This window comes from Streptomyces sp. F63, from assembly GCF_018070345.1.
GTDB lineage: Bacteria > Actinomycetota > Actinomycetes > Streptomycetales > Streptomycetaceae > Streptomyces.
In genome coordinates this window covers 14223-27728 of the sequence record NZ_JAGPXX010000010.1, presented here as the reverse complement: position 1 = coordinate 27728, position 13506 = coordinate 14223, and the positions used below count along the sequence as shown (strand labels likewise).

At 72.4% G+C, this 13506-nt stretch carries 8 protein-coding genes; 2 read left to right on the top strand and 6 right to left on the bottom strand.

The genetic code is table 11. The features are described from left to right. Positions 1-107: 107 nt before the first annotated feature. Entirely contained in the window at positions 108-2987 is a 2880-nt protein-coding gene (locus KBZ10_RS13430) for a vitamin B12-dependent ribonucleotide reductase (protein ID WP_210987826.1), read from the bottom strand. A gap of 111 nt (positions 2988-3098) precedes the next feature. Further along, entirely contained in the window at positions 3099-3647 is a 549-nt protein-coding gene (gene nrdR / locus KBZ10_RS13425) for a transcriptional regulator NrdR (protein ID WP_210987825.1), read from the bottom strand. A 564-nt stretch (positions 3648-4211) separates the two neighbouring features. On the opposite strand from nrdR, the gene lexA reads away from it, so the two are divergent. Next, on the top strand, positions 4212-4946 hold the full coding sequence (gene lexA / locus KBZ10_RS13420) for a transcriptional repressor LexA (protein ID WP_247702336.1): 735 nt from the start codon (positions 4212-4214) through the stop codon (positions 4944-4946). Between the two features lie 118 nt (positions 4947-5064). On the opposite strand, the gene KBZ10_RS13415 is transcribed toward lexA, so the two are convergent. The 4 genes from KBZ10_RS13415 to KBZ10_RS13400 all read right to left on the bottom strand — a co-directional run bounded on the left by KBZ10_RS13415 (position 5065) and on the right by KBZ10_RS13400 (position 11839). Continuing rightward, positions 5065-7056, bottom strand: coding sequence for an ATP-dependent DNA helicase (locus KBZ10_RS13415; RefSeq protein ID WP_210987823.1), 1992 nt, complete (start codon positions 7054-7056; stop codon positions 5065-5067). Positions 7057-7096: 40 nt separating this feature from the next. Then, a complete protein-coding gene (locus KBZ10_RS13410; RefSeq protein WP_210987928.1) occupies positions 7097-8800 on the bottom strand; it encodes an IucA/IucC family siderophore biosynthesis protein in 1704 nt (567 codons plus the stop codon). 187 nt (positions 8801-8987) lie between these two features. Beyond that, positions 8988-9872 carry a GNAT family N-acetyltransferase gene (locus KBZ10_RS13405; protein ID WP_210987822.1) on the bottom strand — a complete coding sequence of 295 codons (885 nt, stop codon included), beginning with the start codon at positions 9870-9872 and terminating at the stop codon, positions 8988-8990. Beyond that, positions 9869-11839: an IucA/IucC family siderophore biosynthesis protein gene (locus tag KBZ10_RS13400; protein WP_210987821.1), complete on the bottom strand. Its 1971-nt coding sequence runs from the start codon at positions 11837-11839 to the stop codon at positions 9869-9871. The genes KBZ10_RS13405 and KBZ10_RS13400 overlap by 4 nt, the downstream gene beginning before the upstream one ends. A 487-nt stretch (positions 11840-12326) precedes the next feature. On the opposite strand from KBZ10_RS13400, the gene KBZ10_RS13395 reads away from it, so the two are divergent. Then, positions 12327-13496 (top strand): serine protease, encoded by a 1170-nt coding sequence (locus KBZ10_RS13395; RefSeq protein ID WP_210987820.1) that lies wholly within the window; start codon positions 12327-12329, stop codon positions 13494-13496. Positions 13497-13506 lie beyond the last annotated feature (10 nt).

Here is a 13506-nt window from a genome sequence, read left to right as displayed (position 1 = left end):
ACGCGGCGGAGGGGACCGGTCCGTGGCCGGTCCCCTCCGTCCGTTCGCCGCGGAAGCCCGTCAGCTCCCGCGGGCGTTCCGCTCCGCCGGCCGTCCGGCGGTACCCGTCAGCTGCAGCCGCTGGTCGAGCCGCAGCCCTCGCAGAGGTAGCAGCTGCCCGCGCGGCGCATCTTCGTGCCGCAGGAGAAGCAGAGGGGGGCGTCGGCGTTCAGGCCGAGCTGCATCTCCGCCAGTTCGGTGGAGCTGTGCGCCTCCCTGGGCGCCGGCGTCTCCGCCGCCTTCACCGGCTGGGCCGCCGGGGTCTGGGCGTTCTCCGTCCGCCGCGGGGCGGACTGGGCCAGGCTCTCGATGTCCATCTCCTCGTCGGACGGCTCGTACGAGCCGGTCTCGAGGTGACGCTGGCGCTCCTCGGCCGAGTGGATGCCGAGCGCCGAACGGGTCTCGAACGGCAGGAAGTCGAGCGCGAGCCTGCGGAAGATGTAGTCGACGATCGACTGCGCCATCCGCACGTCCGGGTCGTCCGTCATGCCCGCCGGCTCGAACCGCATGTTGGTGAACTTGGAGACGTAGGTCTCCAGGGGCACGCCGTACTGCAGGCCGACCGAGACGGCGATCGAGAAGGCGTCCATCATGCCCGCGAGGGTCGAGCCCTGCTTGGACATCTTGAGGAAGACCTCGCCGAGACCGTCGTCCGGGTAGGAGTTGGCCGTCATGTAGCCCTCGGCGCCGCCGACCGTGAAGGAGGTGGTGATGCCGGGGCGCCCCTTGGGCAGGCGCTTGCGGACCGGGCGGTACTCGACGACCTTCGCGGCCGCCGGCTCTTCCCCGTCCGCGCTCTCGGCCTTCTCCGCCCACTTCTTCGTGGAGAGCGGCTGGCCCACCTTGCAGTTGTCGCGGTAGATGGCGAGCGCCTTGAGGCCGAGCTTCCAGCCCTCGAAGTAGATCTCCTCGATCTCCCCGACCGAGGCCGACTCCGGCATGTTCACGGTCTTGGAGATGGCGCCGGAGAGGAACGGCTGGGCGGCCGCCATCATCCGGACGTGGCCCATCGGCGAGATGGAGCGCTCGCCCATGGCGCAGTCGAAGACCTCGTAGTGCTCGGGCCGCAGGCCGGGGGCGTCGATCACGTTGCCGTGCTCGGCGATGTGGGCGACGATCGCCTCGATCTGCTCCTGCTGATAACCGAGGCGCTTGAGCGCCTTGGGGACCGTGTTGTTCACGATCTGCATGGAGCCGCCGCCGACGAGCTTCTTGTACTTCACCAGGGCCAGGTCCGGCTCGACGCCGGTGGTGTCGCAGTCCATCATCAGGCCGATGGTGCCGGTCGGCGCGAGCACGGACGCCTGCGCGTTGCGGAAGCCGCTCTTGGCCCCGATGCGGACGACGTCCTGCCAGGCCTCGGTCGCCGCGGCCCAGACCGGGGTGTCCAGGTCGTCCACGCGCTGGGCGGCGGCGTTGGCGTCCGCGTGCTGCTTCATGACGCGGTTGTGGGCGTCGGCGTTGCGGGCGTAGCCCTCGTACGGGCCGACGACCGCGGCGAGTTCGGCCGAGCGCTTGTACGACGTACCGGTCATCAGGGAGGTGATGGCGCCGGCGAGGGCGCGGCCGCCGTCCGAGTCGTAGGCGTGGCCGGTGGCCATCAGCAGGGCGCCGAGGTTGGCGTAGCCGATGCCCAACTGGCGGAAGGCGCGGGTGGTCTCCCCGATCTTGTGGGTCGGGAAGTCCGCGAAGCAGATGGAGATGTCCATCGCGGTGATGACCAGCTCGACGACCTTGCCGAAACGCTCGGCGTCGAACGACTGGTTGCCCTGGTCGTCATCGCGCAGGAACTTCATCAGGTTGAGCGAGGCCAGGTTGCACGAGGAGTTGTCCAGGTGCATGTACTCGCTGCAGGGGTTGGAGGCGGTGATGCGGCCCGACTCCGGCGAGGTGTGCCAGTGGTTGATGGTGTCGTCGTACTGGATCCCCGGGTCGGCGCAGGCCCAGGCGGCCTCGGCCATCTTGCGGAACAGTCCCTTGGCGTCCACCTCTTCGATGACCTCGCCGGTCATCCGGGCGCGCAGGCCGAACTTCCCGCCCGACTCCACGGCCTTCATGAACTCGTCGTTCACCCGGACCGAGTTGTTGGCGTTCTGGTACTGGACGGAGGTGATGTCGTCGCCGCCCAGGTCCATGTCGAATCCGGCGTCGCGCAGCGCGCGGACCTTCTCCTCCTCCTTCACCTTGGTCTCGATGAAGGCCTCGACGTCCGGGTGGTCCACGTCGAGGACGACCATCTTGGCCGCGCGGCGGGTGGCGCCACCGGACTTGATGGTGCCGGCGGAGGCGTCGGCGCCGCGCATGAAGGAGACCGGGCCGGAGGCGTTGCCGCCGGAGGAGAGCAGTTCCTTGGAGGAGCGGATGCGGGAGAGGTTCAGGCCCGCGCCGGAACCGCCCTTGAAGATCATCCCCTCTTCCTTGTACCAGTCCAGGATCGACTCCATGGAGTCGTCGACGGAGAGGATGAAGCAGGCGGAGACCTGCTGGGGCTGCTTCGTCCCGACGTTGAACCACACCGGCGAGTTGAAGCTGAACACCTGGTGGAGCAGGGCGTGGGCCAGCTCGTGCTCGAAGATCTCGGCATCCGCCGGGGAGGCGAAGTAGCCGTGCTCCTCACCGGCCTTGCGGTACGTCCTGACCACGCGGTCGATGAGCTGCTTCAGGCTGTTCTCGCGGTCGGGGGCACCCACCGCGCCGCGGAAATACTTGCTGGTCACGATGTTGACCGCGTTCACCGACCAGAATTCGGGGAACTCGACGCCGCGCTGCTCGAAGTTGACCGAGCCGTCGCGCCAGTTGGTCATGACGACGTCACGGCGCTCCCAGACCACCTCGTCGTACGGATGCACACCGGGAGTGGTGTGGATCCGCTCGATCCGCAGGCCCTTGCTCGCCTTGCTTCCCCTGGCACGGGAACCTCGCGCGGGACCGCTCGCCGTCTCTGTCATGCCGCCTCCCTGTACGGGCTGAAACGCCCTGATGCGCCAGGATTCCTTCCCCGGCACGGTGTCTGTTCTGAATACCCGGGCGCGTCGCGCCGCGGGCGGTCCGGCCGCCGCTCAGCCGGCGTGGGAACCCCCACGCGCGGATCCGGTGGCGGCCGGCGCGGGAACCGCGGATCCGACCGGAGCCCCGGCCGGGGGCCCGTCCGCTTCCGCGGGGGGCCGCTCCTCGCGCAACTCGGCGATGGCGGCCTCGAAGTCCTCAAGAGAGTCGAACGCCCGGTAGACGGACGCGAAGCGCAGATAGGCGACGAGGTCCAGCTCCTTGAGCGGGCCCAGTATCGCCAGCCCGACGTCATGGGTGGAGAGTTCGGCGCTGCCGGTGGCCCGCACGGTCTCCTCCACCCGCTGGCCGAGCTTCGCCAGGGCGTCCTCGGTGACCGGCCGCCCCTGGCACGCCTTGCGCACCCCGGAGATGACCTTGTCGCGGCTGAAGGGCTCGGTGACCCCGCTCCGCTTGATCACCATGAGCGAGGCGGTCTCCACCGTGGTGAACCGGCGGGAGCAGTGCGGGCACTGGCGGCGCCTGCGGATGGACGTTCCGTCGTCCGTCGTCCGGCTGTCGACCACGCGGCTGTCGGGGTGCCTGCAGAAGGGGCAGTGCATCGTCTCTCGCCCTCCTCGGACCCTCGTATCGCGTCTGCGGCACAGCACGGCTGCGCCACCCCGCCACGGCCGCGTGAGCCGTTCGGAGCAGGCACCAGCATAGGTGATGACGGAGCCCTTGCCGTACCCGAAACCACAACTTCTGGTACCGCGCCGATTATGGGACCACTAGATCTGGTGGCTGACCGTCAGGCGCGGTGACCGGGTGTCGCGGCCCCGCCCGGCTCGTGAAGCCTACGGGAGCCGGACCGCGCCGGGCCTCCCGGGGCCGGGGATGCCACACTGGAGGGCGCCGCACGGGCGGACGGCGCACACCCGCGCCGGAGCACCGTGGCACGCGTACCCCGCACGCCGCTTTCCACTCGGCAGAACCGTCGGCATATACACCTGATCTCATGATCAAGCCGATTGAACCGCGAATTTTCACTCGAACGTGTGTTTGGCGCAACCTTTCGAAAGCAACTACCGTTGTCCAGCTAGAGGGAGACACTTGAGAGAGGGGCCGACGTGACCACCACCGCAGACAGCGCGACCATCACCGCCCAGGACCGGGTCCCGCACGGGCTGGAACAGACCCGCCCGGCCGACGGGACACCGGCGCTGAGCACCCCGGAGGACCAGAAGCCCACGCGCTCGCTGCCCGGACGGCCCCCGGGAATCCGCGCGGACAGCTCGGGACTCACGGACCGGCAGCGCAGGGTCATCGAGGTCATCCGGGACTCCGTCCAGCGGCGGGGATACCCACCGTCCATGCGGGAGATCGGACAGGCGGTGGGGCTGTCCAGCACCTCCTCGGTGGCACACCAGCTCATGGCTCTCGAACGGAAGGGCTTCCTCCGGCGCGACCCGCACCGTCCCCGCGCCTACGAGGTGCGCGGCTCGGACGCCCCCAGCCCCGTCCCCGCCGACACCACCGGCAAGCCCGCCGCCTCCTACGTCCCGCTCGTCGGCCGGATCGCGGCGGGCGGTCCGATCCTGGCCGAGGAGTCGGTCGAGGACGTCTTCCCGCTCCCCCGTCAACTGGTCGGTGACGGCGAGCTGTTCGTACTCAAGGTCGTCGGTGACTCGATGATCGAGGCCGCGATCTGCGACGGCGACTGGGTCACCGTACGCCGCCAGCCCGTCGCGGAGAACGGCGACATCGTGGCCGCCATGCTCGACGGCGAGGCCACGGTCAAGCGCTTCAAGCGGGAGGACGGCCATGTGTGGCTGCTGCCGCACAACGCCTCCTACCAGCCGATCCCGGGTGATGAGGCCACCATCCTGGGCAAGGTCGTCGCAGTGCTGCGCCGAGTCTGAGCCACGCCCCCCACGGCTGGGCCCCGGGACCACTGCGCCGGTTCCGGGGCTCGTCCTTGTGCCAGGGCCTCCCGGCTCCGGCCGGGGCAGCCCCCAGTGCGCGGAGGCCGGCCGCCGGTCAGCGCTCCTTCGCTGTGCGGGCCGCCCCGTCGATGGCCGCCAGGGAGCGGCGCACCTGGTTGCGGTCGGTGGTGTACCAGAAGTCCGGCATCGAGGCGCGGAGGAAGCTGCCGTACCGGGCCCGCGCCAGCCGCGGATCCAGGACCGCGACCACTCCGCGGTCGCCCGTGGCGCGGACCAGCCGGCCGGCGCCCTGGGCCATCAGCAGGGCCGCGTGGGTCGCGGCGACGGCCATGAAGCCATTGCCGCCGTTCTCCTCGACCGCCTTCTGCCGTGCGCTCATCAGCGGGTCGTCGGGCCGCGGGAAGGGGATGCGGTCCATCACCACCAACTGGCAGCTCGGGCCGGGGACATCGACGCCCTGCCAGAGCGAGAGGGTGCCGAAGAGGCAGGTGCGCTCGTCCTCCGCGAAGCCGTGGATGAGCTCGCCCAGCGTCTCCTCGCCCTGCAGCAGGATCGGCACGTCCAGCCGGTCCCGCAGGTCCTCGGCCGCCGCCCGCGCCCCGCGCATGGAGGAGAACAGGCCGAGGGTGCGCCCGCCGGCGGCTTCGACCAGCTCCGCGAGTTCGTCGAGCATGTCGCCGCGGCCGCCCTCCCGGCCGGGCTGCGACAGATGCTGGGCGACGTACAGGATGCCCTGCCGGGGGTAGTCGAAGGGGGAGCCGACGTCGACTCCCTTCCACTGCGGCACGGGTTCGGCGTCCTCCCCCGCGGCGGTCACCGTGCCCTCCGGAGGGAGGCCCAGTGAGGCGGCGACACCGTTGAAGTCACCGCCGAGCCGGAGGGTCGCGGAGGTGAGGATCACCGAGCGGTCGGTGAAGAGCTTCTCGCGCAGCAGTCCGGAGACCGAGAGCGGCGCCACCCGCAGGGAGGCCCCGAACCGGTCGTGCCGCTCGTACCAGACGACGTCGTACTCGGAGCCCTCCACGAGGCGCTCCGCCACCGCGTGGACGTTCTCGATCGAGGCCAGCGCCTGCTTGCGGACGGCGTCCTCGTCCTGCACGGACTTGTCGCGGGTGGCGCCGAGGGCCGTGATGACCGTACGCGAGGCATCACGCAGCGCCATCAGGGCGTAGCCCAGGTCCTCCGGGATCTTCTCCAGCCGGCCCGGAAGCGCCAGCTCCATCAGCCGTTCGAAGCCTTCGGCGGCTGTCTGCAGCGCATCGGCCGCCTTCTCGTTGACGAGTTTGGCCGCGCGGCGCACCGCGCGGTTGACCGATCCGGGGGTCAGCTCGCCGGTGGCGGCACCCGTGACGCGGGAGACCAGTTCATGGGCCTCGTCGACGATCAGCACCTCATGGCCCGGCAGCACGGGTGCGCCCTCCAGCGCGTCGATCGCCAGCAGGGCGTGGTTGGTGATGACGACATCCGCCAGTTTGGCGCGCTCACGGGCCGCCTCGGCGAAGCACTCGGCGCCGTAGGCACAGCGGGAGGCACCGAGGCACTCGCGGGAGGAGACGGAGACCTGGGCCCAGGCCCGGTCGGAGACGCCGGGTGAGAGGGCGTCGCGGTCGCCGGTCTCGGTCTCGTCGGCCCAGTCCCGCATCCGCAGGAGGTCCTTGCCGAGCTTGCTGCTGGGGGTGGCCGTTTCGAAGACGTCGAAGAGGCCGTCCTCCTCTTCCTGCGGCACCCCTTCGTGCAGCCGGTGCAGGCACAGGTAGTTGGACCGGCCCTTGAGCATGGCGAACTCGGGACGGCGCCGCAGCAGCGGATGCAGGGCCTCGACCGTGCGGGGCAGGTCGCGCCGCACCAGCTGGCGCTGGAGGGCGAGGGTCGCCGTCGCCACGACCACCCGCTCCCCATGAGCCAGGGCGGGCACCAGATAACCCAGGGACTTGCCGGTTCCGGTGCCGGCCTGCACCAGCAGGTGGGAGCCGTCGTCGATCGCTTCGGCGACCGATTCGGCCATGGTGACCTGGCCGGGACGCTCGGTGCCGCCGACGGCGGCGACGGCGGCGTGCAGCAGCTCGGAGAGGGAGGGCTTCGTCATAGCGTGACCACCCTACGGGGAGGGACTGACATCGCCCGCCTCACATCCGGGCCAGCGGATTGGCGACGGTGCCGTGGACCGCCGCGTGGGGCCGGTCGGCCCGGTCGCGGTAGCCGTCCAGATGGAGCCGGTTGCGGTTGAGGCAGAGCCGGTCGATGCGGGGACTGAGCAGATCGAAGGTCTCGAAACGCTCCTTGTCCTCCGGGAAGCGGGCGTGGTGCCGCAGGATCTCCTGGCGCACCAGGGACCAGAAGTCGTCCTCCGGCACCCCGAGCTGCTCCTCGCACAGCGGGGCCAGATAGCGGAAAACGCCGATGAACAGCCCGGAGTGGATGAACTGGGTGAGGAACGAGGGCTCTTCCGTGAGCAGGACGTTCCGCGCCGCCTGCGGCATGCCCTCGTGTTCGGGCAGTGGCTCGGCACTGATGTTCACGTCGTCGACGAAGTCCTTCACGGCCAGCCGCACCGGTACGTCGTCCTCGTCGAAGACCACGATGGCGTTCTCCCCGTGCGGTGAGAAGACGGTGCCGTAGCGGTACAAGAAGTGCAGCAGAGGCGGCAGCAGGGCGGCGAAGAGCCGGCGCAGCCAGGTTCCGGGGGTGAGGCCGGACCGGGACACGAGTTCGGCCGTGAAGGAGCGCCCCTGCGGATCGGTGTGGAGCAGGGCGGCCAGTGTACGGGCCCGTTCCCCCGGGTCGAGCCGTGCCGGGAGGGACTCGCGCCAGATGCAGCCCAGGAGTTCCCGGTACTGGTACGGCACGTCCGGCAGCCGGTCGTAGACCGGGTGCTCGACCGTGACGGAGGCGGTCTCGCCGAGCAGGACCACCCGGGTCTCGTCGCGCAGGAAGGGGTCGTTGTCGCGCAGGGAGTGCACCCAGGCGGTGACGGCGGGTGCGGCCAGGGTGCGCTCGGTCGGCAGCCCGCGCCAGACCAGGGTGTTCAGCACCGACAGCGGCAGTTTGACGGTCCGGGCCTCCGGGCGGCTGATGTTGAGGAAGGTGCGGATGGACTGCTGGGGCAGCCGGAGGTCGCCGTCCTCGGCCAGCGGGATGATCCGGGCGTCGGCGATGTACGGGGCGAACAGCGGTGCGATGCTCTCGTCCCACTGCCAGGGGTGGACGGGCAGCCAGAGGTAGTCCTCCGGGTCCCGGCCCTGACCGGCGACGGTGCGGGCGAAGTCCGCGCGGGTCCCGGGAGTGAGTTCCTCGGCGTAGAGACGGTCGGGGCGGTCGAGGCCGGACACGCCCCGGTAGGCGGCGAGTTCGCGGTGGACGGCTATCCAGGGCAGCCGCTGCGGCCGGCGGGCCTCGGGGGCCCAGCGCTCGGTGTCGCGGGCCGAGAAGCCGACCCGGCCCTTGTTGGCCACGAGCCAGGGGTGGCCGGTCTGGTGGCCTTCCAGTTCGGCGTAGCCGAGGTCGGCGAGTTCCGCCGCGCTGAGCGCTCCTTCGTCGAGGCGGGTGTCGGCGGCGAGCGTGGCGGTGAGTTCGCGGATGAGATGGCCGGTGGTGTCACCGGAGAGACCGAGGACGGTGCGGTGGGCCCGGGCCAGGAAGAGCAGCGGGTCGGCGCAGGGCGTGATCGACTCGGGGTCCACCCGCCAGTGCCCGTACGCGCCGCGGCGGGCCCGGAAGCGGTAGGTGAGGCCCGGAGCGACCGTGAGCCGGTGACCGAACGGGTCGCGGCCGTCGGGCTCGGGGACGAGGACTTCCTCGTAGGCGAGTTCACCGAGCATCTTGGCGAACATGCGGCGGGCGGCGCGCTGCCAGCCGGCCTGGCGCTGCTGGGGTGTGGAACGCAATCTTGCTCCTCGGACGGCGGAACGGGGACGGGCCGAGTGGTAGCGGGAGATGCGGCGGGGGGGTGAGGGCGGGGTGCCGGACGGGACGGACGGGCGGTGCGCGGACCGGGGCCGGGGCGGTCACAGGCGCGCGTCACCGGGGGCCGTGCGGGAAACGGTCGTGGATCAGCACGGCGGCGCGTCTGCCGGGGAGGTCCACCTCGGCCGAGAAACGGAAGTCCGCACGGAGAAAGGCTGCCACGGACGGTGTGTCGCACAGGTCGGGTTCGCCGACGACTCGGGTGCAGGATGGCCGATTGTCGAGGACGAGGCCGGAAACCGCGCGCAGCAGGGCGCTGCCCAGTCCCCGTCCGCGGTCGGCGGCGGCGCCGATGAGGAGCCGTACGCCGGTGTCGTGCGGGCGGGTCGGGTAGTGGCGGGCGAGCGGCGACAGGTCCGCGCGGTAGACCTCCCAGTAGCTGATCGGTACGCCGTCGAGGAGGCCCAGGCAGGGGACGCTGCGGCCGTCGCCGCCGTGCTGGGCCCGGAGACGGCGGGCGGCGGCCTCCATCGGATCCGGACGGGCCGCGGAATCCGCGGGCCCCGGGGGCTCCGGGGCCGGGAGGACGGCCGCGGGATCGCCGAGCCAGCGGGAGACGAGCGGCAGATCGGGGTCGGCGCGGACCGGGACCAGCCGGAAGGAGCCGGTCCGCACGGCCACCGGCCCCCAGGCCGCGATATCGCCGAGCAGCTCACGGCCGGGCGGCGGCCCCGCGGAACGCTCCGTACCCGGCGCCCCGCGGGCGTTCCCCGTGCGGAGGCCGTACGCGTCCGCCGCGCCGCCGACCGGAGCCGCCCGGAGCCACGGGCGTCCGGCCGTCCGCTCGCCGCCGCCCTCGCCGCCGCCCTCAGCGCCGCCGGAGACCCCGTCCGCGACCCCGGCCGGCAGGCGCAGGTCGACGGTGTCGGCGGTGCTGGAGACCGGCGGGTGCGCCGCCCCGGGCGCCCCGGAGGCGGTGCGGCCGTGTTGCCGCGTCATGCCCCGGACCCCGCCAGGGGGTTGGGCACGGTCACGTACACGGACTGGCCGTCGACGGGGCCTTCCAGTTCGTCCAGGCCGTGCAGCCGGGTGAGGAGGTTGGCCTTGCAGCGCAGGGTGCCGGACTCCAGCAGCAGACGGGGCAGCGGGGAGACCGCGTCGCCGGAGCCGGTGCCGTGGAGCGCCGCGTCGCCGAGGAAGCGGCGGAACGCCGCCAGCAGGACCCGCTCGTCGGCGAGCCGCTGGGAGCCGAACGCCCCGATGAGGCCGAATACGTTGTTGATGCCCAGGTAGTAGGCGAAGCGTTCGTCGGCGACGGCGTCGGGGACGAAGGTGTCGGTCGCGGCGCCGATGCCGGGGAGGCGGCGGTCGAGTTCGGCACGGCGCGACTCCCGGAAGTAGTACCCCTGGTTGTCGCGGTAGCGGCCGCCCGCGGGCCAGCCCTCCGCGTCCAGCAGGACGAGCGTGTTCTGCTGGTGGGCCTCCAGCGCGATCCCCGCCGTGCCGTCCAGCCACAGGACGGGGCGGACAACCGTCTCCAGATAGCGCAGGAACCACTCGGTGGCGACGGCCGCCGGCGGCCGGCCCGTGCGGGCGGCGAGGCGGTCGAGCACCCGGGCGAGGCGGGAGCGCACGGGCGGTACGCCGCGGCCGTCGCTGCCGGGCCAGGGGCGGGGTGAGACCAGCCCGGCGACGCACACGGCGTCGTCACCGGGGCGGAAGGGGTTGTGCCGGACCACCGTGTTGAGGCCGGGGACCGGTTCGCCGGCCGGGCCGTGCACGGCCAGCCAGGCGGGGTCGCGGACGAGGTCGAAGGACGGATGCGCGCTCTGCCACCGTGCGCCCAGTCCGGTGCGGAGCAGCCGGTGCACCTCGACGCCGCGCCGCAGCTCCTTGGGGAGGTTCTCGCGGCGGGAGTTGGTGATCCGCAGGCCGAGGGAGAGCTTGAGCATCGCGGGGGCGTCCGGCCGGTACACGGTCCGCAGGGACGACGTCGGATACCAGAGCGGGCCGTGCGCGCCGAGATCGTGCAGCAGGCCGCCGGCGAACAGCTCGGCGACGGCGGGGAGGTGCCGCAGGGTGTGTGCCTGCCAGGGGTGCAACGGCAGCGGAACGGTGCCGTCCGGAGCTCCGGCGCGGAGACCGGCGCCGGGACCGGCCAGGCGTTCGGTGAGCCGCTCGGCCGGAACGGTCCGGCCGCGTTCGGTCCAGGCCGAGTCGGCGGCCAGCACGGACGGGTCGGCGGCGAACCAGTGCAGGGGGAAGGCGCCCCGGAGTTCGGGCGCGTACGCCGCCGCCTCGGTGTCGGAGAGACCCTCGCGGCTCTTGGGGGCCGGATGGAGCGGGTGCCCGAACAGCAGGGACTGCTCGCCGTCGAGGAAGGGCGAGGTTCCGGCCGCAGCCCCCGGGGCGGTCCGCCGGGCGGTGAGGAACGCCGCGGTGCGGCGGACGGAGTCGGCGACGCGCCCCACGAGGTCGGCACCGTCGCTCCGGCCGGACCGCCCCCGTCCGCCGTACCGCGCCTCGCGGACGAGCAGCACGGCAAGTGTCACCGCGTCGACGGCCGGGGAGTCCTCCGGCGCGCCGACCAGGACGGGGGTGCCGAACCGGTGCCAGCCGCAGGCCGACCAGTGGTGGACCGGCACCCGGAGCGCGGTGCCGCAGGCCGCGAGCGGGATCCGGAGGGTGTCCCCGGCCGGGGCCGGGGTGTTGGTCTCCCGGACCCAGCAGCGCAGAAGGTTCTCGGCGGCGGCCGTGTCGGCGGCGATGCCGGCATCGGGACGGTCCAGCGGATCGTGGTGGTGGCGGCCGGGCCCGGGGCCGGCGGTGGCGGCGCCCTGGGCCGGGAGGAGGGCGGGCGGGACGGCAGGGGCCTGGGTCGTGCGGGTGGCGGACGCGGGCGTCACGGACGCGGAGGGGTGGGCGGTGGTGGCGGGCGCCTCGGGCCCGCTGGCGGTTGCGTTCATGTCCGGTCGGCGCGGCCGGCCCGGTCGGTCCGCGGGCGTGGCGCCTGTCTCCTTCGTGGCAGGGTCGCGAGGGCTGGCCGCCCCGGCCCGGCCGGACCCCGGGGCGGCGCGGGCCGCCCCGGGTCGGCGCGGGCCCACCGGGAAGGCTCCGGCCGGCGGGCGGGGGGAACGACGGCCGCGTCCACCGGTGGGGAACCGGCACCGGAGGGATGCGCCCCGCCGCACGGCGCGCCCCGCACCGCCCACGCGGGGTTCGTGCGGCAGCCGCGGTGATCGGTCTCCCGTGAACGCCGACCGGCGTTTCCCCGTATGTACAACGAGGGCGAAGGGTGGAGATCACGGCTGCCGCGGAGATCCTTGGCGGCCGCCGCGGGAACCGGAGCCCCGGCCGGGGGCGTCCTCAGCGGCACGGCATAGTGGGGGTCCGACAGCCTTGCCGGCGTCCACGACCTTTCCATCTTCCGGACTTCAACGGGGAGTTCCACCCATGGCATCGATACGCAGGCCGGCACTCGCCGCGGCCGCGCTCGCCGCAGTGCTGGCGGTCACCGCGACAGCGTGCGGCTCCACGGACGGCAACGGGGGCGACCCGACCGCCGCGACCGCCGGCCAGGGCGGCGGCGAGAACGACCTCGCCCTGCCCGACGACCTGAACTCCCGCCTCAAGGAGCTCGGTCTCGACCTCGACAAGTGGCGGAACGGCGACTGGAAGAACTGGCAGAAGGACGACTGGCTGCGGGAGGCCAACGAGTTCATCAACCCGGTCATCGACGACCTCTGGAAACCGGACCGGATGAAGGACGCCGACGTCCCGGAGAAGACCGTCCCCACCGACGTGGCGGAGGCGCAGGGCGTCACCGACCCGACGCCCGAGCCGGTGCCGGCCCAGCGGGTGGACACCCCGTACCACCGGAACGCGGCGCCGGTCGGCAAGGTGTTCTTCGACGGTCCCGAGGGGTCGATGGTCTGCTCGGGCACCGTGGTGAAGGACCCCGCGAACCCGGGCCGGTCGAACATGGTGTGGACGGCCGGGCACTGCGTGCACGCCGGGCAGCAGGGCGGCTGGTACCGCAACATCGTCTTCGTGCCCTCGTACAACGACAACGAGGTGCCGGCGGAGCAGATCGCCAACACTCCGCGCGAGCAGGTCGCCCCCTACGGCATCTGGTGGTCGGACTGGGCCTCGACCTCCCAGGAGTGGATCTCCCAGGGCGCGCAGGAGGGCGGCGCCGGGGCCCCGTACGACTACGCCGTGCTGCATGTGAAGCCGGAGGAGGGCAGCGGCAGGTCCCTGGAGGAGACCGTCGGCGCGGCGCTGCCGGTCGCTTTCGAGACCCCTTCGGTGGGGGACATCCGTTCCATGGGCGCCTGGGGCTACCCGGCCGCGCCTCCGTTCGACGGCGTACGGATGTTCTCCTGTGTGGACGCGCCCGGCCGGCTCTCGCTCTTCGAGGACCAGCCCACCATGTACCGGATCGGCTGCACCATGACCGGCGGCTCCTCCGGCGGCGGTTGGTTCGCCACGGTGAACAACGAGACGGCGCTGGTGTCGAACACGTCCATCGGCCCGGTGGCGGGCGGCTGGCTCGCCGGTCCGCAGCTCGGTACGGGAGCCAAGGCGGTCTTCGACTCGGTCAGCCGGAAGTTCGCCTCGTAGCGGGCGGGCG

Coding starts and splice junctions, on each gene's coding strand:
- KBZ10_RS13395 (WP_210987820.1), top strand. CDS start 12,327: ATGGCATCGATACGCAGGCCGGCACTCGCCGCGGCCGCGCTCGCCGCA.
- nrdR (WP_210987825.1), bottom strand. CDS start 3,647: ATGCACTGCCCCTTCTGCAGGCACCCCGACAGCCGCGTGGTCGACAGC.
- KBZ10_RS13410 (WP_210987928.1), bottom strand. CDS start 8,800: ATGTTCGCCAAGATGCTCGGTGAACTCGCCTACGAGGAAGTCCTCGTC.
- KBZ10_RS13430 (WP_210987826.1), bottom strand. CDS start 2,987: ATGACAGAGACGGCGAGCGGTCCCGCGCGAGGTTCCCGTGCCAGGGGA.
- KBZ10_RS13405 (WP_210987822.1), bottom strand. CDS start 9,872: ATGACGCGGCAACACGGCCGCACCGCCTCCGGGGCGCCCGGGGCGGCG.
- KBZ10_RS13415 (WP_210987823.1), bottom strand. CDS start 7,056: ATGACGAAGCCCTCCCTCTCCGAGCTGCTGCACGCCGCCGTCGCCGCC.
- KBZ10_RS13400 (WP_210987821.1), bottom strand. CDS start 11,839: ATGAACGCAACCGCCAGCGGGCCCGAGGCGCCCGCCACCACCGCCCAC.